Genomic DNA, 17,006 nt, shown 5'->3' with positions numbered 1-17,006 from the left:
GGCTTCTGAAACCGCCGCCGGCCGGCGGACGTACCTGAAGCAATGGCCGACCCGCAAGAACCAACTGAATCACCTGGACCACTCATCGTCATGAACGCCTCGCTCTCCTTCCTGCGCATCGCGCTCGCGGGCTTCCTGATGGCGGCGCTGGCCGCCTGCAGCTCGCTGCCGCCCACGCGCGAGCGGCCCGCCGAGTTCGCCGCCTCGGCCGACCCCGGCACCACGCTGGCGAAGATTGCCGCGGCCTCCACGCCGCCCGACGAGCACTCGGGCTTCCGGCTGATGCCGCTGGGCGTGTACTCGCTCGACGCGCGCATCCAGCTCGCCCAGCGCGCGCAGCGCTCGCTGGTGGTGCAGTACTACCAGCTCGAGAACGACGCCGTGGGCCGGCTGCTGCTGCGCACCCTGCGCGAGGCGGCCGCGCGCGGCGTGAAGGTGCGCGTGCTGGTGGACGACCTGTACACCGTGAAGAGCCAGCAGCTGCTGCTGGCGCTGTCCGAGACGCCGAACGTCGACGTGCGCCTGTTCAACCCGTTCTGCTGCGGGCGCAACGGCTTCCTGTCGCGCTTCGCGGCGTCGCCGTTCGACATCGTGCGGCTCAACCACCGCATGCACAACAAGCTGTTCATCGCCGATGGGGTGATGGCGGTGGTGGGCGGGCGCAACATCGCCGACGAGTACTTCGTGCTGAGCGAGGCGCAGAACTTCATCGACATGGACGCGCTGGTGGTCGGCAAGGTGGTGCCGCAGCTGGAGCAGATCTTCGACGCCTACTGGAACAGCGTGCAGGCCTGGCCCATTGCCGACATCGTGACGGGCGAGGGCGGCCACAAGCCCGGCACCGCCGACTTCGACAGCTGGGTCGGCATGGCCGCGCCGCCGCCGAAGATCGTGCTGCCGCCTTCGGACATCCTGGGCTACGGCCCCATCGCCGAAGAACTCGACGCCGGCCGCATGGGCCTGCTGTGGGGCGAGGCCCGCGCCATTGCCGACCCGCCCACCAAGCCGGCGACCATGACGGCCGACGAAGCCATTTCCACCAGCGTGACGATGAAGGTGTGGGCCCTGATGCTCGACGCCAAGACCGAGGTCGACATGACCTCGCCCTACCTGGTGCCCGGCGAGCGCGGCATGGCCGCCTTCGAGGAGTTGAGAAAGCGCAACGTCAAGCTCACGCTGCTGACCAACTCGCTGGCCGCCAACGACGAGCCGCTGGTGCACACCGGCTATGCGCGCTACCGCGAGCGGCTGCTGGCCAGCGGCGCCGACCTGTACGAACTGAGCCCGCAGCGCACCAGCAAGGGCGAGCGCTTCGGCATGTTCGGCAAGTCGCTGGGGCGGCTGCACGCCAAGACGGCGGCCATCGACAAGACGCGCATCTTCATCGGCTCGATGAACCTCGACCCGCGCTCGGCCAGCCAGAACACGGAAATGGGGCTGGTGGTCGACAGCCCGCAGCTGGCGCGCGAGATGCTGCGCATCATCAACATCAGCAAGCTGCAGAACTCCTACCGCCTGCGGCTCGCCAAGGGCACCGGCACGCTGCAGTGGCTGACCAACGACGGCGAGAAAGAGGTGATCCTCACCGCGGAGCCCGAGGCGGGTTTCTTCCAGCGCTTCTACAACATGCTCATCGCACCCATCGTTCCCGAGATGCTGTTGTAGCCTCGGGGGATGGCGCAGACCTTTACCTCGTTGTCCGCCCTGCAGGTCATGCTGTGGGGCGTACTTTTTTTTGGCGGCATCTACGCGGCGTTCGGCGGCCTTACGTGGCTGCTGACGAAGCGCGTGCTGCCGGCGCTGGGCATCGGGCGCGTGCTCGATCCGCGCGCGTTGCAGCCGGGGCAGCTGCGGCGCGAGCTGGGCCAGTCGGGCGTGTCGGTGCTGATCTTCGGGCTGGGCATGGTGGTGCCGTGGGGCTTGCTGCAGCTGGGCTGGGCGCGGCTGGACGGTGACGCGGGGTGGCGGCAGGTCGTGCTCGAAATCGCCGTGCTGGCGCTGTGGAACGACGTGCATTTCTGGCTCAACCACCGGCTGCTGCACATGCGCTGGCTGCGGCGTTTTCACGGGCCGCACCATCGCTCCTTCGTGACCACGCCGTGGGCCACGTACAGCTTTCATCCCCTCGAGGCGCTGATGCTGGGCAACGTGATCCTGCTGCCGATGGTGCTGCACGACTTCAGCTTCTGGTCGCTGGCGGCGGTGCCGGTGTTCAGCCTGTTCTTCAACTGCGTGGGGCACTCCAACTACGACTTCTTCACGGGCGTGTCGTACAGCCACTGGTTCGCGGCCAGCCGGCGGCACCACCTGCACCATGCCGTGCACAACGGCAACTACGGTTTTCAGTTCACGTTCATGGACCGGCTGTTTCGCACCCGCATCGCGGCCGATGCGGCCGAGCCGCTGTTCCAGGCCTTCCACAAGAACGCTCGCGACAACGCTCAAAAGAACGCTCAAAAGAACGCCCCCGAGAAGCATGGCGCCGCGACCACCCCCTGACGCGCGCCATCGCTTGGCGAGGCTGCGCAACGGGCGGGACTGGCAGAGCCTGGCCTACCTCGTGGCCCTGCCGGCGCTGGCGGCGTGGCAATGGGTGCACGGCTTCGATGCGCTGCTGTACGTGCTGATGCTGTTCCTCACGCTCGGCATCGGCGTGATCCATCACAACCACGTGCACCTGCGCATGTGGCGCGGCCGGCGCATGAACCGCTTCACGGACTTCTGGATCACGCTGCTGCAGGGCCACCCGACCTTCGTCTTCTGGCCCGCGCACGTGGCCAACCACCATCGCCACCGCCACGGACCGAAGGACGTGGCGCGCACCTACCGCTTCGGCGGCGACACCAACCACGCGTGGGGCTACCTGCTGCACCCGTTCCAGGCGGTGTGGGTGCTGGTGCCGGTATTCGTCGCATGGCTCGCGCGGCTCAGGCTGCACCGGCGCGGCGCCTGGCGCTACTGCATGGCGCAGTACGCGCTGTGGCTGGCCAGCTGGGCGGTGTTGCTGGCGCTCGACTGGCGCAAGGCATTGCTCTTCGTGATCGTGCCGCAGCTGCATGGACTGCACTGGCTGCTTGCGACCAACTACCTGCAGCACGCGCATGCCGACGGCCGCAAGGGCCCCGGCAGCTCGCACGAAGAGGCGCCCGGCGATACCCGCGGTAGCCAGCTGAACTACGCCCGCAATTTCGAGGGGCTGGTGAACCCCTTGCTGTTCAACATCGGCCTGCACACCGCACACCACGAGAACCCGCATGCCCATTGGTCCGAGCTCACGCACCTGCACCGTACGCGCTACCGCGCGCAGGTGGCGCCCGTGCTCAACGAGGGCGGGCTGGTTCCGTACATGGTGCGCGTGTTCGTGCTGGGGTCCGTGTGGCCGCGTTTTCGCAGCCGCCCGCTGATGCCTCCCGATTCACCTTCCTGCTGAACCCATGCCCGTTTCATTCAATCGCGTCTACCTCGAAAGCGCCGGCTACTTCATGCCCGGCGAGCCCGTTCCCAACGACCGCATGGACGCGTACATCGCGCCGCTGAACCGCATGTCGGAGCGCATCAAGCGGCGCATCCTGGCCGAGAACGGCATCCTCACGCGGCACTACGCCATCGACACGGAAGGCGTCACGCAGCACACCAACGCGCAACTGGCCGCGGGCGCCATCCGCGATTGCCTGCGCCGGGGCGGGGCGCCGCTGTCGCGCGTGTCGCTGCTGGCCAGCGGCTCCTCGGGCGGCGACACGCTGATGCCCGGCTTCGCCAACATGATCCAGGGCGAGCTCGCTGCGCAGCCGATGGAAACGCACTCGGTGCACGGCATCTGCGCGGCGGGCGTGTCGGCGATACAGACGGCGGCGCAGGGCATCGAGTTGGGCGCGCACCGCAGCGCGATGGCGGTGGCCAGCGAGATGCCGTCGCGGCTGTTCAAGCGATCGCGTTTCGCGGCCCGCGGCTACGAGACCGACTTCGACTCGCACTTCCTGCGCTGGATGCTGTCGGACGGCGCGGGCGCCTTGCTGCTGTCCGACGGCTCTGAGGGTTCACTCGCGCTGGCCGGCGCGCCGGGGCTGCGCCTGAAGCTGAAGTGGGTGCACCAGCGCGCGTTCTCGGGCGACTACCCGGTGTGCATGCAATTAGGGCTGACCGAGGATCGTGCGCGTGGCCATCTCGACTTCGGCTCCTGGGCCGAGGCCGAGGCGGCGGGCGCGTTGTCGCTGCGGCAGGACATCCGGCTGCTGCCGCACCTGTTCGACATCGGCATCCACGAGTACGCGGGGCTGGTGCGCGACGGCTGGGTCGATCCGAAGCGGGTCGATCACTTCCTGTGCCACTACTCGTCGGAAAAATTCATTCCGGTGGTCGAAGACCTGATGGCCAAGGCCGACCTGGCGATTCCGCGCGAGCGCTGGTGGAGCAACCTGGCGTGGCGCGGCAACACCGGGGCGGCGTCGATCCTGGTGATGCTGGCGGAGTTCCTGCACACCAGGACGCTGAAGCCGGGCGAGCAGATCTTCTGCTACGTGCCGGAGTCAGGGCGCTTCATGGCGGCGTACATGCTTCTTGAAGTGGAGGCCGTGGACTCGGTAAAGGCCGCACCCGTGGCCGTGGCGCCGCGCGCGGCATCGGTGGCCGACGACGATGTCGTCATCGCGCCCCCGCACGACCCGGCCGCCGCGCCCGAGGGCCTGGGCGCCTTGCTGACCGAGCTGGCCGCCATCTGGCACGACTACCGCTCGCGCGTGTGGCGCACGCCGCTGGTCCGGCAGATTCGCGAGCGCCGCTTCGCCGTGCCCGACTACCTGAACTGGATGGAACAGTGGGTGCCGCAGGTGCGCGAAGGCAGCCTGTGGATGCGCGAAGGCGCGGCCTCTCTGAGCGAGCCGTACCAGGTGCTGGCCTCGCTGATCGGCATGCACGCGGGCGAGGAGCAGAACGACTTCAACATCCTGTTCAGCGACTACCGCCAGGCGGGCGGCACCGTCGAGCGCATCGAGGACCTGCGCCGCAACCCGGGCGGCGAGGCGCTCAACGCGTACCTGCACGGGCTGGCGGCCACGCGCGACCCCATCGGCCTGCTGGGCGCGATCTACATCATCGAAGGAACGGGCCAGCGCATCGTGCCGGCGCTGCTGCCGCTGCTGAAGGCGAGCCTGAAGCTGCCGCCGGACGCCTTCCGCTTCCTGGAGTACCACGGCCACAACGACGAGCACCACCTGGGCCGCTGGCTCACGGCGGTGGAAATGGTGATGGCCGTGGAAGGGCAGGCGCGCGCCGCCCGCCAGATTGCCGACACCGCGCGACACACCGCGGCGCTGTACCTGATGCAGTTCCAGCACATCACGGAACGCATGCCGAACGCATGACAGAACGCATGACCCAGTTCAAGCCAGAACCCAAGCCCGAATGAACGCCCCATGGACCGAACACCTGATTTCCTGACCCAGGCGCACGACGAGCGCGACCCCAGCCCCTGGCTCGCGCTGTACCTCGACCAGAGCACGCCGCTGCCCGACAACGTGAAGGCGGCGTGGCTGGCCGATTCGAGCTCGGGTTCGCGGCAGTACCTGCTTCCTTTCCTGCGGCCGCTGGCGCGGCTGACGATCATCGTGATCCAGGTCGTGAAGGTGTTCGTGCCGCGCAACTGGTCGCACTCGATGCTGCTGCACCGCTTCCTGGCGTGGGGGCTCAAGCGTTTCGTGTCGCCCGAGGCCAACTGGCTCATCCTGCGGCACTTTCACCTGGGCTCGCAGGTGCTGGCCTTCATCGGGCGCAACTCGCCGGCGCCGGTGGGCACCCACCCGCTGGAGCCGGCCGACATCGACGCGCTGAAGGACGAGATGTTCTTGAAGCACGACCTGAACCTGTTCAATTTCGTGATCCGGCTGAACACGGCTTTGCGCGACAAGGGGCTGGCGCTGTGCAAGGCCGAGAACGTCGACTTCTCGATGATCAAGGAGCCGGGGCTGCGGCTGGAAGATATGCCGCAGGGCAGGCTCAACTTCCTCGACCTGCAAAGCGCCATCGAACTGTTCACGCCGCTGTACCAGCTCATGCTCACGGACAACGATTTCTGGCGGGCCGCCAACTCCTTGCAACTGGACGAAACCATCGGCATCTACACGGCGACGATCCTGAACGCGCCGGAGCACCTGATTCTGGTCAACAACAAGCACCCGCTGGTGCCGCTGTCGACCCTTCGGGCGGGGCACCGGCTGGTGATTCACGGGCTCTCGACAGAAATGCTGCACAGCCTGCTCCAGCGCATGCAGGCGGCCCAGAACGCGCAGCAGGCGGGCGCGCCGGAAACGACCCTCTACGAGCAGCCACTTGCATAGGCGTATGCTGCCCCCAGATGGAACTCATGAACACCACCGATAATCCGTCTCCCAAGACCGATCTGGCAGTGACCCATGTACTGGCTCAACTGCTGGAAAAACTCGAGCACAGCCCAGTGCCCGTCGGCGCCGAGCAGTACCGCTCTGTCGTCGAGCATCTGGTGCACGAGTTCGAAGATGTCGAACAGGGGGCCGAACTCGGCCGCCTGCTCGATGCCTATCCGGCCGCGGCCGAGGTGTACGAAAACCTCAATTACCAGCACGCCGGGCTTTGCCGCTCGGCGCTCGACGCTTCGCTGGCCGCTGAATTCAGCGCCCGCGAAGCCATTGCACGCGCCATGCGCCGTGCCGAACCGACCAGCAAGGACAAGACGCATGGCGAAGGGTGAAGTGAAGACGGCAGTGGTGGCGGACGGGCTGCGCTACAAGACCAAGGCACCGGGCTCCCCGTTCCGTGCCTCCGCGTCGTTCAGCGGCGCGACCATGTCGTGCTTCATGTGCGGCAAGCACCGCGTGCGCTCGCAGCTGCGCACCCGCCAGGTGCTGGGCAAGTCCCAGACCGTGTGCGCGCCTTCGTGCAAGGCCCTCGACGAATCGCTCGAGTAGGCGCAGGTCCGCGGCAGGTGTTGGAACCCCGCCACTGACGGGGTAACCTGCTAGCACGTTCGGGAGACGTTTTGGCGACATATCCGTGTGCATAAAGTCACGGATTGGCTTCCACAGCGGCTGCAATAGCTATACAGTTAGAAACAAATGATGCACGAAATTGCATTTACTCCAAAGTTCTAATTTGTAGTCGATTCCCAATGAATTGCAGCCACGTCATCGACGCCCCGTGCGGGACATGGATTTCAACGCTTGCAAAGGGGTTCAGCCATGGCTAAACCGCGTCCGGTCATCATGCAGGTGGTCAAGCGCTCGTCCGGCAGCGCCACGCACCATGTCGAATTCCTGATGGACGACAACTTTGCCGAGCGCCTGCGCCAGCTGCGCTCGCTGGTGCCGCCACTGGGCAGCCTCAACAAGCAACGCGACCTGGTCATCGACAAGGTCCGCGTGCGCGTGCCCAACGCCATTTGGCGCTCAGGCAACGAGATCGAGGCGGACGGGGGCGTGGACGGTTCCTGCATCGTGATCGCCGCCGAAGGCTCGTTCAATTGCGGTGGCAAGGACCGCAAGACGCGCGAGAAGCTGGTGACGTACAACTTCTCGATTGCCCGCCTGCTCGAGCTGCACGCCGAGCGTCCGGAAGGCGAGGTCTTCTACATCCGTGACGGCGTGTTCGCCAACGACGAGCCGGCCGAATCGCCGGCCGGCCGCTGGGTTGCGTCGATGCACGAGCTGGAAGTGGTCATGCGCGTGCCGGACGCCCCGTCCGACTTCGACACGCTGCACGACCTGTCGCTGCGCCCCGAACCTCAGCCAGCGGCCAAGGGTGCGCCGCACCGCGCCAGCTTCTACTGAGCAGCGGGCACTACGCCGCCGAAGCCGCGGCGCTGGGTTCCGCCGCCGCGCCCACCGGCGTGTACTGCGCCCGGTTGTCCACCAGCCAGCGTTCCGACAGCGTGCTGTCCTGCTGCGCCGGATGAAAGTCGGCGCGCAGGTAGCTGCGCCAGCCGGCGACGTTGCCGCGCAGCAGGCCGTCGCGGCTCAGCAGGATGCGCGCGGCGCTCTTCCAGGTCGACCATTTCCACAGTTGCTTCTCGTGGCGCAGGTTGTCGACGGTCTGGCGCATCAGGTCGCCGAGAAACATCAGGGTCACGCGGCGGAACCAGCGCTTGCGCCATTCGTCGGAGCCGCCCGCGGCCTTGTAGATGTCGAAGGCCACGCTCTTGTGCTCCAGCTCTTCCGCGCTGTGCCACAGCCACATGGTGCGTAGCCGGGGCTCGGCGCCATCGAGGATCTGCGGATGCGCCAGCAGCCACTCGGCGAACATCGCCGTGAAGTGCTCGGTGGCCGCGGTAACCGCCAGCGCATGGCGCGGATCGGCGTTTTCCATCAGCGTCATGCGCTTGCTGGCGCGCTCGGTCCAGCCGTCCACCAGGCCCTGGCTGGCCAGGTGGTTGTTGAAGAGCGAATGAATGCGCCGGTGCGTCGCCTCCTGTCCGATGAAGCCGCGCACCTCGGCACGGTGCTTGTCTTGCGCCTCGAGCGGCAGCGTGGCGACTGCGTCGCGCACGGCGTCGATGAAGAACTGCTCGCCGAAGGGGAAGCTCATCGACAGGGCATTGAAGAACGCGCTCGAAAATGCGTCGCCGCCACACCAGTTGCGGGCGAAGGGCGATTGCAGGTCGATGAGCAGGCGGCGGACAACGAGTTCGGTCATGAAATCAGGCCTCGAAAAGTGCGCGGATGCGGCGGAGAAAGATCGGTACGACTCGGGTTGGTACAACCTCGTACCGGCTGCCTCCATGTTGCAATTGTGAATTGGTACTGTCAAGTACCGAGACGTAGGAAAATGTGCGGTTAATGAGCGAAACCATCGACAAACCAGCGCCTTCGAAATCCGCCGACGGCCCCGGCAGCGAGCACTACTCGCGCCTGCTGCAGGGCATGGCGCACGCCGTGGCCGCCAAGGGCTACGCCGAGACCACCATTGCCGACATCGTGCGCGAGGCCGCCGTGTCGCGCCGCACCTTTTACGAACACTTCAGCACCAAGACCGAGTGCCTGATCGCGCTCTACGAGACCGCCAGCCGCCTCGCCCTGCAGGCGGTGAGCGAGGCCTTCGACCCGGTTCAGCCCTGGCACGCGCAGGTCGAGCAGGCCATGACCGCCTACTTCGACTACCTTGCGCAAGACCCGGTGCTGCTGCGCACGCTGTTCGTCGAGATTCTGGGCCTGGGCATGCCGGGCCTCGTGGTGCGGCGCCGGGTGAACGACGAGATCGCCAACTTCATCCAGGTCGCCATCAACAGCAGCGGCGGCGAAGGGCAGGGCCCCGCGGTCCACCTGACCAGCGAAATGGCGATGACCGTGGTGGGCGGCATCAACGAGCTGGTGCTGCAGGCCATCGAGCAGGACCGTGCCGGCGACCTGCGCGAGCTGGTCGCGCCCGCCACGCGGCTGGTGCGCGCGGTGGCGGCGGAAAGCCGGCGCTAGACGCGCGTTGTTTCGATGGTGCGGCGCGGCCTGGCTGCCGCCCAGAGCGTCAGCAGCCCGGCGAGCGTCAACGCCAGCAGCACGCCGAGGTAGGGCAGCACGTCGTGCAGCGGCGCGCCCATCTGGTTGAGCCGCAGCGAGGCCTGGATGCCCGACGTGCTCGGAAAGAGCCAGCGCAGGGCCTGCAGCGGCCCCGGCAGCGCCTCCACGGGCCAGGAGAACCCTGACAGAAACGCCATCGGCAAGGCGGTGAACAGCAGCACCTGCAGCGCCCGCTCGCGGTCGCGGAACCAGCAGCCCAGCAGCAGCCCGACCGTGCAGATCGCCGGCACGTAGAACGCCAGCAGCACCAGTGCCCCCCACGGGTTGCCGCCGCGCGGATAGTCCTGCAGGAAGAACACCCAGCCGAAATAGAAAAGCCCGCTCAAGAGGCCGAACCCCGAGAGCGCGCCCAGCCGCCCCAGCCACGCCCCCATCGCCGCGCGCAGCCGTCCGGCCTCGGCCCAGGTGCCCGCGAGCATGGCGGCGCCCATCAGCAGCGTCTGCTGCAGGATGAGCAGCGCCACCGCCGGCACCACGTAGCTGCCGTAGCCCTCGGTCGGGTTGAAGAGCGCGACCAGTTGCGTGTTCAGCGGGCTGCGGCTGCGCGCCGCCTGCACCGCGCTCTGGCCGCCGGCCTGCAGCTTGCGAATCTCCACACCCGCCGACACCGTGCCCACGGCCTCCGAAAAGCCGTAGAGCACTGCCTTGTTCAGCAGCGCGTAGGCCCCATTGCCCTCGATGGTGACCACCGCCGAAGTGCCGCGCAGCACGTCGCGCTTCAGGTCGGCCGGCAGCAGCGCGTAGCCTTCGATCTCGCCGCGCCACAGCGCCTGCTGCGCCTCGTGCACGTCGGCGGTGACCATGCGCACGTCCAGCCGCGGGTTGGCCATGGCAAAGCGCGCGACCTGCCGCGACAGCGAACTGCGGTCCTGGTCGACCACCGCCACCGGCACGCGCGTGACTGCCTGCGTGCCGTAGGGCCACGGATAGAAGAAGCCGTAGATGATGGGCGCGAGCAGCATGATCAGCAGCACGCCCTTGTCGCGCAGCACCGCCAGCGCGGTGTCGCGCCATGCGGCGCCGAGGTGGAGGCGTTCGTCGGTCATCAGCGCGCGCCCCAGCTGTCGGGTGCCCTGGCGGCGCGCACCAATGCCGCCGCCGTCGCGGCCAGCAGCACGGCGGTGCCCAGCACCATCCACAGCGGCGTCGCCACCGAATACGCCACCGGCGCGCCCATCTGCAACTGCTCCATCTGCACGCGGATGTAGTGGGTGTAGGGCAGCAGGGTGGCCCACAGCTGCGCGAAGAAAGGCATGGCCACCAGCGGAAAGCCCACCCCGCCGAACGCGAACGCCGGCGCCGTGATGAAGCCCGTGGCCGACAGCGCGGTGCGCAGCGAGCGCGTGAGGCCCGACACGAACGCGCCGAGCGCGATCGACAGCGCGATGAACACCACCAGCGCAATCAGCGTCCAGCCGAGCGAGCCGACCGGGTGCCAGCCACGCCCGGCCGTGATCCACAGCATGGCCGCGACGGCCACCGCAGACAGGCTCGCGAACGGCAGCGCCAGCTTGCCCGCCAGCGCGGCCAGTGCCTCGTGCCAGCGCGGCGCGGCGCCCAGCCACGCGCCGATGCTGCGGTCGCGCAGCTCGCGGCCCACCGCCCATGCGCCGGCGGTCATCGCCAGGATGTGCAGCACCGCCGGAATCAGCGCGGCGCCCAGGAACTGCTCGTAGTCGGTCGAGGTGTTGAACAGCGCGACCATGCTCGCCTTGATGGGTTCCATGCTGACGCGCGCCGCGCGCATCGACTCGCCGCGCTTGTTGCGCACCGCGAGCTCGACGCCACCCGACACCGTGGCCACGGCCGTGCGCACGTCGCGCTGTATGAGGCTCGAATGCGTGCCCAGCTGCGCGTTGTGCAGCAGCACGACCTGGCCGACGCGGCCCTGCTTCACGTCCCGGCTCAGCTCGCGCGGCAGTTGAACCGCGGCGTCGACCGCGCCGCTGGTGAGCGCGCGCGCCATCTCGCCTGCGTCGCTGAACTCCTGCACCACGCGCAGGCCGGGCGTGGCGTCCAGAAAGCGCACCAGCTGGCGCGACAGCGAGGAATGGTCTTGGTCGAGCACCCCGATCGGCAGGCGCTCGGGCAGGCCGGCCGAGAAGATCCACCAGATCAGCAGCACCGCGAGCAGCGGCACCCACGAGACCATCGCCAGGTCCCAGGGGCGCGTGCGCAGCAGCGCGAATTCGCGCCGTGCGCTGGCTGCGGAAAAGCCGCGGAGGCTCATGGTGCGAGCAGGCCTTGCGGGCTCAGTTCACCAGCACGCTCATGCCGGGGCGCGCACCCTCGATGGGCTGCAGCGGCCGCGCGCGGACCTCGAAGGTGCGCACGTCGAAGCCGGCACCGCCGCGCGTGGCGCGCCAGGTGGCGAAGTCGGGCAGGGCGGCGCTGTAGTAGACCTTGAAGCGCGCGCGCGGCCGGCCCTCGGGCTTCTCGTCGCGGTTGGCCAGCGCCGGCAGCCTCGCGTCGAACTCGCTGCCGACCGCGAAGCGCGAGAGCCGGTCTTCGCGCACGTTCAGCACCACCCACTGGTCGTTCAGGTCGACCACGGTGACCACCGCCACGCCCTGCGGCGACAGCTCGCCCACCTTGGCCAGCACCTTGGCCACCTCGCCGCCGACGGGGCTGCGCAGCTCGGTCTCGGCCTTGGCGGCCTCGGCTTCGGCCACCACGCCGGCCACCTGCCGGGCCTGCGCGCTGGCGGCGGCCCTGTCTTCGGGGCGGGCGCCGCTGCGCGCCATGTCGTACTGCGCCTTGGCCGCGATGGCGGCGTCGCGCGAGGCCTTCCAGTTGGCTTCGGCCTCGTCGCGCTTCTGGTCGGCCACCAGGCCTTCGCGCGCCAGCCCGTCGACGCGGCGGAACGAGGTCTGCGCGAGCTGCGCGGCGGTTTCCGCGCGCTGCCACTGCATGCGCGCCATCTCGACCTCTTGCGGACGTGCACCGTTCTGCGCCTTGTCTGCCACGGCTTGCGCGGCCTGTTCGGCGGCGGTGGCCTGCGCGAGCTTGGCGCGCACCTCGGGGCTGTCCATGCGAACCAGCACCGCGCCAGCCTGGATGCGGTCGCCTTCCTTCACCAGCACCTCGGCCACGCGCGCAGTCACCTTGCCGGCCACGTCGGTCTCGCGTGCTTCCATCTGGCCCTGGAACACCTCGGGCGCGGGCTGCGACGCGCGCCAGAAGCCCCACGCCAGCAGCGCCAGCACGAGCAGGCCGGCAAAAATCGCGATCAGTTGTCGGGTCTTGGCACTCATCATCAATTCACCTTCACGTCGGCACGTGCGATGTAGTCGGAAAACCTGTCGGAAATGCCCGCGCTCTCGAGCAACTGGGCCAGCGCCTGCACGTAGTCGTTGGCGGCCTGGGCGCGTTCGGTCAGCACCTTGGCCTGGTTGGTCTCGGCGTCGATCAGGTCGAGCGTGGTGCTCGTGCCTTCGCGCAGCCCCGACACGCGCAGCCTGACCACCTCCTGCGCCAGCTCGACCGAGGCCTTCATCTCCATGTACTGGCGCCGCGCGTTTTCCAGCGCGCGCCAGTTGCGCTCGACCAGCAGCGAGATGTCGCTGCGCGCCTGCGCATCGGTGCGCTCGGCCTGCTCGATCTGCTTGAGCGAGGAGGCCGACAGCGCGCTGCGGTCGACCGAGTCGTACAGCGTCCAGCGCACGCCGATGCCGGCCACCCAGTCGGCGTTGCCGCTCTTGAGCTCGCGCGTGCCGAAGGCGATGACCTGCGGCCGGCGCAGCGCCTCTTCGCCTTCGTGCAACTGCTCGGCCTGCGACTTCTTGGCCGCGACCTTGCCGAGGCCGGGATGGCGCGTGAGCGCCGAATCGATGAAGTAGCCCAGCGGCTCCACCGGCGTGCTGATGACGAAGAGCGGCGTCTGCGGCGCCACGCTGCCGTCGGCGCGCACCGTGCGCGCGAGCGCAACGGCGGCGAGTGCCGCGTCATCTTCGGCCTTGCGTGCATTGCGGCGCGCCTCTTCGTAGGCCGCGCTGGCCTGCAGCCGCTCGACGCGCGAGATGACACCGGCCGCGAGCATCTTCTGCGCCGCCGCGTCGTGCTGGGCGATGGTGCGCTCGGCCTGCCCGCGCAGCGTGGCCGCGCGCTGCGCGAGTTGCGCGCCGAAGTAGCGCTGCACCAGCAGCGTGTCGACCTCGTGGCCGGCCTGCTCGGCGTCGGCCTGGGCCTCGCGCGTTTGCGCCGAAACAAAGCCGCGCACCGCGTCGGTCGCGCCGCCCACGTAGAGCGGCCATACGGCCGAGATCGAGGTGTTGGTGCCGGTGTCGTGCCGGTTCAGCGTGTAGCTGTTGGGCAGTTGCGGAATCGGCACGCGAGAGATGACGTTCTGGATCGACGAAGGCAGCGCCGAGCCGATCTGCCCCAGCTTCTGGTTGAGCGGATCGAGGTCGAGGTTCAGGTTGGCGTTGTACGCATAGGCGAGGCCCGAGATGCTGACCACCGGCCCGCCCAGGCCCTTCACGCCTTCGCCCTGCAGCTCTTTGGCCTCGACCGCCGCGCGCGCGGCGGCGAGCTTGTCGGAGCGGTCGACCATGCGGGCGCGGGCTGCGTCGAAGCTCAGGGAGAGGGGATCGGTGCGGGGCTGCATCTGCACTTGCGTTTGCGCTTGGGTCTGTGCAAAGCCCGGCGCGCCGATGCCAAGCAGGGCCGGCAGCAGGAGCAGCGAAGGAAGGAGGGCGTGGCGAGGTCGTTGCATCGTTTCAGGCTGCCTTGCGCAGCAGGGCGTCGAGCTCCTGCTGCAGGATCACGGGGAACGCGGCCTGCACCGCGCCGGTGGCGAGCGGGCGCGCCTTTTCGAGCAGCTGCGCCAGGCGCTCGGCATCGAGGGCGTCGCCGCTCAGCAGGCTGTCGGCCAGCGTGCGCAGCCAGTGGCGCGCCACCGTGCGCAGCGTGCGCGCCATGGTTTCCTGCATGCCGATGACCTGGTCCAGCGGCAGGCCGAGCGCGGCGAGCTGTTCGGCCACCTGGCCGAGCGCGGGGCTCAGCATCTGCACCTTGCCGTCGGGCAGCTCGCGCATCAGGCCGGCCTTGGTGGCGCGCGCGAGGAGGGCGGGCGTCATCTGGCCCTTCCACTTGGCGGCGAGCGCCTTGGCCGACACGACCACCGGGGTCTCTTCGGCGAACAGGCTGCCCGACACCGAGCGCGCCACCGCCACCAGGTCGGGCCACGAAGAAGCCGGCGCCCGCGTGAAGATGCGGCGGATGGCCTCGATGCCGAAGCCCTGGTCGCGCAGTTCGCGGATCAGCGCCAGGCGCTGCGCGTGCTCGTCGCCGTACAGGCCCAGGCGGCCGCGCAGCAACGGCGGCGGCAGCAGGCCGGCCGTGGTGTACGCGCGGATGTTGCGCACCGTGACGCCCGTGCTGGCCGCCAGCCGCTCGATGGAGAGGTCTTGCGTGGCGGTCGTGGCGGCCGTGGCTGCCGTAGCGGCCTTGGTTGCAGGTGTGACGGTGACGGTGTTCATGTGACGGGCCGAATGTTACATCGTGAATGTCACATCGACCAAGCCCCGGCCCTCAGACCTGGATGGTCGGCTTGTAGTCGGCCGGCAGCACTTCCTTCCACTTGCCGAACAGCGCCATCAGCCCCACGGCCACCGCGCCCGACAGCAGCACCACGCCGCAGGCATGCGCCCATCCGTTGTCGAAGGCGCCGAACATCACCGCGCGAAAGGCCTGCACCACCCAGCTGAAGGGCAGCCAGCTGTGCACGTCGCGAAAGAAGCCCGCCGACAGCTCCACCGGCAGCACGCCGCCACCGGCCGACAGCTGCAGCGTGAGCAGCAGCACCGTCAGGATGCGGCCGAAGTCGCCGAACACATGCAGGATGGCGAAGAGCACCACCAGGAACACCAGCGACGCCAGCACCATGGTGAGCGCCAGCGCCCCCACGCGCGGCGCCTGCACCTGCAGCACGCCCAGCAGCGTGGCCAGCACCAGCGCCACCTGCAGCAGCACGATGAGCGCGGGCATGGTGATCTTGCCCAGCGTCTTCGCCAGCTTGGGGTAGTGCGTGTGGTCGGTCAGCACGATGCGCATGTTGAACAGGTAGCCGGCCATCACCGCGCCGATCCACAGCGCCACCGACACCATGTTGGGCACGAAGGCGCTGCCGTTGTTGGCCACCGGCGCCACCACCTCGACCTTGGGCTCCACCGAATCCGCCAGGCCCGAGGCGCTGCCCTCGATGCGGGTGATGGAGGCGGGCAGGGCGGCCTCGATGGTGCGCACGCCGGTCAGCAGGCGCTGCGCCCCTTGCGACAGCTGCGTGCCGCCCTGCACGAACTCGTCGAGCTTGCGGTCTTCGGGCAGCTTGCCGGCCATGGTGCGGATGCCTGCGGACAGCGCGCCCATGCCGTCGGTGAGCTTGCCGACGCCGCCTTCGAGGGCCGTGGCGCCGGTCACCAGCTTCCTGTTGCCGTCCTCGGCCTGGGTCATGGCGGACTGGGCCTGTCCGATGCCGCCGCGCAGCTTGTCGGCGCCAGCGGCCAGTTCACCGGCGCCCCGGGCGAGCCGGTCGCCGACGAAGGGAATGTCGGCGGACTCCTTCTGCATCTTTCGCGCGCCGTCGCCCAGCTGGCCGGCACCGGTGCCCAGCTGGTCGAGCCCGTCGCCGATCTGCGCGAGCCCGCTGCCCAGCTCGCGCTGACCCGCGCTCAACTGCTGCGCGCCGGACTTCAGGGCGTGCAGGTCGGCATCGGCCGGCAGCTTCGACTGGATGGTGCGGATGCCGCCGTTCACCTGCTTGAAGCCGCGCCCCACCTGCTGCGCCGCGGCGCTGTACTGGATGGCGCCGTTGGCCAGCGCCTGGCTGCCGTCGCGCAGTTGCAGCAGCGCCTGCTTGAGCTGCTCCAGCCGCTGCTGCGAGCCGGCGGCGGCGTTCAGCACCAGGCCCCAGCGCTGCTCGTTGAGCATCTCGTTCACCTGGTGGCCCAGCTCGCCCGCGAAGCGCCGGGCCAGGCCGGCCGAGCTGTAGTTGTTGCCCTCCGAGGTGTAGACCACCAGCTGGCCCGCGCCGCGCTGCGTGCCGGGCACGGCATTAGCGCTGAAGTCGGCCGGAATCAGCAGGGCGAAGGCGAGCGTGCCGCGCCGCACCTCGGCGCGCGCGGCCTCGGGGTCGGTCATGGTGCGAAAGCCGAAGGCGCGCTTTTCGGGCAGGGTGCGCGTGAGCTCTTCGCCCACGTTCACCGAGTGCGCCATGTAGGTCACGCCCCGGTCCTGGTTCACGATGGCGGCCGGCAGGTCGGCGGTGTGGCCCGCCGGGTCCCACACGCTCGTGAGGTAGATCAGCGCATAGATGGCCGGCACCACGCCCACCGCCACCACGGCCAGCAGGATGCGCGGAAAGCGCCGCACGATCGCCAGTTCGGCCCGTGCGATGGCCCAGGTGCCGGCGAAGAGGGCGTGGAGGTATCGCATGGGCGGGGGTGTTCGGGCGGATGTATTCGAAGCGCC

At 68.8% G+C, this 17,006-nt stretch carries 16 protein-coding genes; 9 read left to right on the top strand and 7 right to left on the bottom strand.

Going from position 1 to position 17,006, the window contains the following annotated elements:
* Positions 1 to 90: 90 nt before the first annotated feature.
* The 8 genes from QTI51_RS10555 (at position 91) to QTI51_RS10520 (ending at position 7,796) form a co-directional block, all read left to right on the top strand.
* A complete protein-coding gene (locus tag QTI51_RS10555; protein WP_116907413.1) occupies positions 91 to 1,665 on the top strand; it encodes a phospholipase D family protein in 1,575 nt (524 codons plus the stop codon).
* 9 nt (positions 1,666 to 1,674) lie between these two features.
* On the top strand, positions 1,675 to 2,499 hold the full coding sequence (locus QTI51_RS10550) for a sterol desaturase family protein (RefSeq protein ID WP_116907414.1): 825 nt from the start codon (positions 1,675 to 1,677) through the stop codon (positions 2,497 to 2,499).
* Positions 2,477 to 3,430: a fatty acid desaturase family protein gene (locus QTI51_RS10545; protein WP_116907415.1), complete on the top strand. Its 954-nt coding sequence runs from the start codon at positions 2,477 to 2,479 to the stop codon at positions 3,428 to 3,430. Before QTI51_RS10550 ends, QTI51_RS10545 begins: the two co-directional genes overlap by 23 nt.
* 4 nt (positions 3,431 to 3,434) lie before the next feature.
* A complete protein-coding gene (locus tag QTI51_RS10540; protein WP_116907416.1) occupies positions 3,435 to 5,360 on the top strand; it encodes a StlD/DarB family beta-ketosynthase in 1,926 nt (641 codons plus the stop codon).
* Between the two features lie 51 nt (positions 5,361 to 5,411).
* On the top strand, positions 5,412 to 6,332 hold the full coding sequence (locus QTI51_RS10535; protein ID WP_116907417.1) for a DUF6999 family protein: 921 nt from the start codon (positions 5,412 to 5,414) through the stop codon (positions 6,330 to 6,332).
* A 17-nt stretch (positions 6,333 to 6,349) separates the two neighbouring features.
* Positions 6,350 to 6,721, top strand: a complete 372-nt coding sequence (locus QTI51_RS10530) for a hypothetical protein (RefSeq protein WP_116907418.1) — start codon at positions 6,350 to 6,352, stop codon at positions 6,719 to 6,721.
* Positions 6,708 to 6,938, top strand: coding sequence for a hypothetical protein (locus tag QTI51_RS10525; protein ID WP_116907419.1), 231 nt, complete (start codon positions 6,708 to 6,710; stop codon positions 6,936 to 6,938). Before QTI51_RS10530 ends, QTI51_RS10525 begins: the two co-directional genes overlap by 14 nt.
* Before the next feature lie 270 nt (positions 6,939 to 7,208).
* Positions 7,209 to 7,796 (top strand): hypothetical protein, encoded by a 588-nt coding sequence (locus tag QTI51_RS10520; RefSeq protein WP_116907420.1) that lies wholly within the window; start codon positions 7,209 to 7,211, stop codon positions 7,794 to 7,796.
* A gap of 10 nt (positions 7,797 to 7,806) precedes the next feature.
* Here the strand turns inward: QTI51_RS10520 and QTI51_RS10515 are convergent, their stop codons facing one another.
* On the bottom strand, positions 7,807 to 8,658 hold the full coding sequence (locus QTI51_RS10515; RefSeq protein ID WP_116907421.1) for a metal-dependent hydrolase: 852 nt from the start codon (positions 8,656 to 8,658) through the stop codon (positions 7,807 to 7,809).
* A gap of 143 nt (positions 8,659 to 8,801) precedes the next feature.
* Between QTI51_RS10515 and QTI51_RS10510 the strand changes: the two genes are divergently transcribed.
* Positions 8,802 to 9,434: a TetR/AcrR family transcriptional regulator gene (locus QTI51_RS10510; protein WP_116907422.1), complete on the top strand. Its 633-nt coding sequence runs from the start codon at positions 8,802 to 8,804 to the stop codon at positions 9,432 to 9,434.
* Here the strand turns inward: QTI51_RS10510 and QTI51_RS10505 are convergent.
* The 6 genes from QTI51_RS10505 to QTI51_RS10480 are packed head-to-tail and all read right to left on the bottom strand — an operon-like array spanning position 9,431 to position 16,970.
* The gene (locus QTI51_RS10505; RefSeq protein WP_116907847.1) at positions 9,431 to 10,582 is read right to left on the bottom strand and encodes an ABC transporter permease; all 1,152 of its coding nucleotides are present in this window, start codon (positions 10,580 to 10,582) and stop codon (positions 9,431 to 9,433) included. The genes QTI51_RS10510 and QTI51_RS10505 overlap by 4 nt on opposite strands.
* Positions 10,582 to 11,766, bottom strand: a complete 1,185-nt coding sequence (locus QTI51_RS10500; RefSeq protein WP_116907423.1) for an ABC transporter permease — start codon at positions 11,764 to 11,766, stop codon at positions 10,582 to 10,584. Before QTI51_RS10500 ends, QTI51_RS10505 begins: the two co-directional genes overlap by 1 nt.
* Positions 11,767 to 11,788: 22 nt before the next feature.
* Positions 11,789 to 12,793, bottom strand: coding sequence for an HlyD family secretion protein (locus QTI51_RS10495; RefSeq protein WP_116907424.1), 1,005 nt, complete (start codon positions 12,791 to 12,793; stop codon positions 11,789 to 11,791).
* Positions 12,793 to 14,250: a TolC family protein gene (locus QTI51_RS10490; protein ID WP_286515863.1), complete on the bottom strand. Its 1,458-nt coding sequence runs from the start codon at positions 14,248 to 14,250 to the stop codon at positions 12,793 to 12,795. The genes QTI51_RS10495 and QTI51_RS10490 overlap by 1 nt, the downstream gene beginning before the upstream one ends.
* 4 nt (positions 14,251 to 14,254) lie before the next feature.
* A complete protein-coding gene (locus QTI51_RS10485) occupies positions 14,255 to 15,016 on the bottom strand; it encodes a MerR family transcriptional regulator (RefSeq protein WP_116907425.1) in 762 nt (253 codons plus the stop codon).
* A gap of 52 nt (positions 15,017 to 15,068) precedes the next feature.
* Positions 15,069 to 16,970: a YhgE/Pip domain-containing protein gene (locus QTI51_RS10480; protein WP_286515864.1), complete on the bottom strand. Its 1,902-nt coding sequence runs from the start codon at positions 16,968 to 16,970 to the stop codon at positions 15,069 to 15,071.
* Positions 16,971 to 17,006: the final 36 nt, after the last annotated feature.

It is taken from the genome of Variovorax sp. J22G73 (assembly GCF_030317035.1).
Classification (GTDB): Bacteria; Pseudomonadota; Gammaproteobacteria; order Burkholderiales; family Burkholderiaceae_C; genus Variovorax.
This window is presented reverse-complemented; position numbering and strand designations above follow the sequence as displayed.

Coding starts and splice junctions, on each gene's coding strand:
- QTI51_RS10485 (WP_116907425.1), bottom strand. CDS start 15,016: ATGAACACCGTCACCGTCACACCTGCAACCAAGGCCGCTACGGCAGCC.
- QTI51_RS10545 (WP_116907415.1), top strand. CDS start 2,477: ATGGCGCCGCGACCACCCCCTGACGCGCGCCATCGCTTGGCGAGGCTG.
- QTI51_RS10480 (WP_286515864.1), bottom strand. CDS start 16,970: ATGCGATACCTCCACGCCCTCTTCGCCGGCACCTGGGCCATCGCACGG.
- QTI51_RS10540 (WP_116907416.1), top strand. CDS start 3,435: ATGCCCGTTTCATTCAATCGCGTCTACCTCGAAAGCGCCGGCTACTTC.
- QTI51_RS10490 (WP_286515863.1), bottom strand. CDS start 14,250: ATGCAACGACCTCGCCACGCCCTCCTTCCTTCGCTGCTCCTGCTGCCG.
- QTI51_RS10535 (WP_116907417.1), top strand. CDS start 5,412: ATGGACCGAACACCTGATTTCCTGACCCAGGCGCACGACGAGCGCGAC.
- QTI51_RS10500 (WP_116907423.1), bottom strand. CDS start 11,766: ATGAGCCTCCGCGGCTTTTCCGCAGCCAGCGCACGGCGCGAATTCGCG.
- QTI51_RS10530 (WP_116907418.1), top strand. CDS start 6,350: ATGGAACTCATGAACACCACCGATAATCCGTCTCCCAAGACCGATCTG.
- QTI51_RS10505 (WP_116907847.1), bottom strand. CDS start 10,582: ATGACCGACGAACGCCTCCACCTCGGCGCCGCATGGCGCGACACCGCG.
- QTI51_RS10550 (WP_116907414.1), top strand. CDS start 1,675: ATGGCGCAGACCTTTACCTCGTTGTCCGCCCTGCAGGTCATGCTGTGG.
- QTI51_RS10525 (WP_116907419.1), top strand. CDS start 6,708: ATGGCGAAGGGTGAAGTGAAGACGGCAGTGGTGGCGGACGGGCTGCGC.
- QTI51_RS10555 (WP_116907413.1), top strand. CDS start 91: ATGAACGCCTCGCTCTCCTTCCTGCGCATCGCGCTCGCGGGCTTCCTG.
- QTI51_RS10515 (WP_116907421.1), bottom strand. CDS start 8,658: ATGACCGAACTCGTTGTCCGCCGCCTGCTCATCGACCTGCAATCGCCC.
- QTI51_RS10510 (WP_116907422.1), top strand. CDS start 8,802: ATGAGCGAAACCATCGACAAACCAGCGCCTTCGAAATCCGCCGACGGC.
- QTI51_RS10495 (WP_116907424.1), bottom strand. CDS start 12,793: ATGATGAGTGCCAAGACCCGACAACTGATCGCGATTTTTGCCGGCCTG.
- QTI51_RS10520 (WP_116907420.1), top strand. CDS start 7,209: ATGGCTAAACCGCGTCCGGTCATCATGCAGGTGGTCAAGCGCTCGTCC.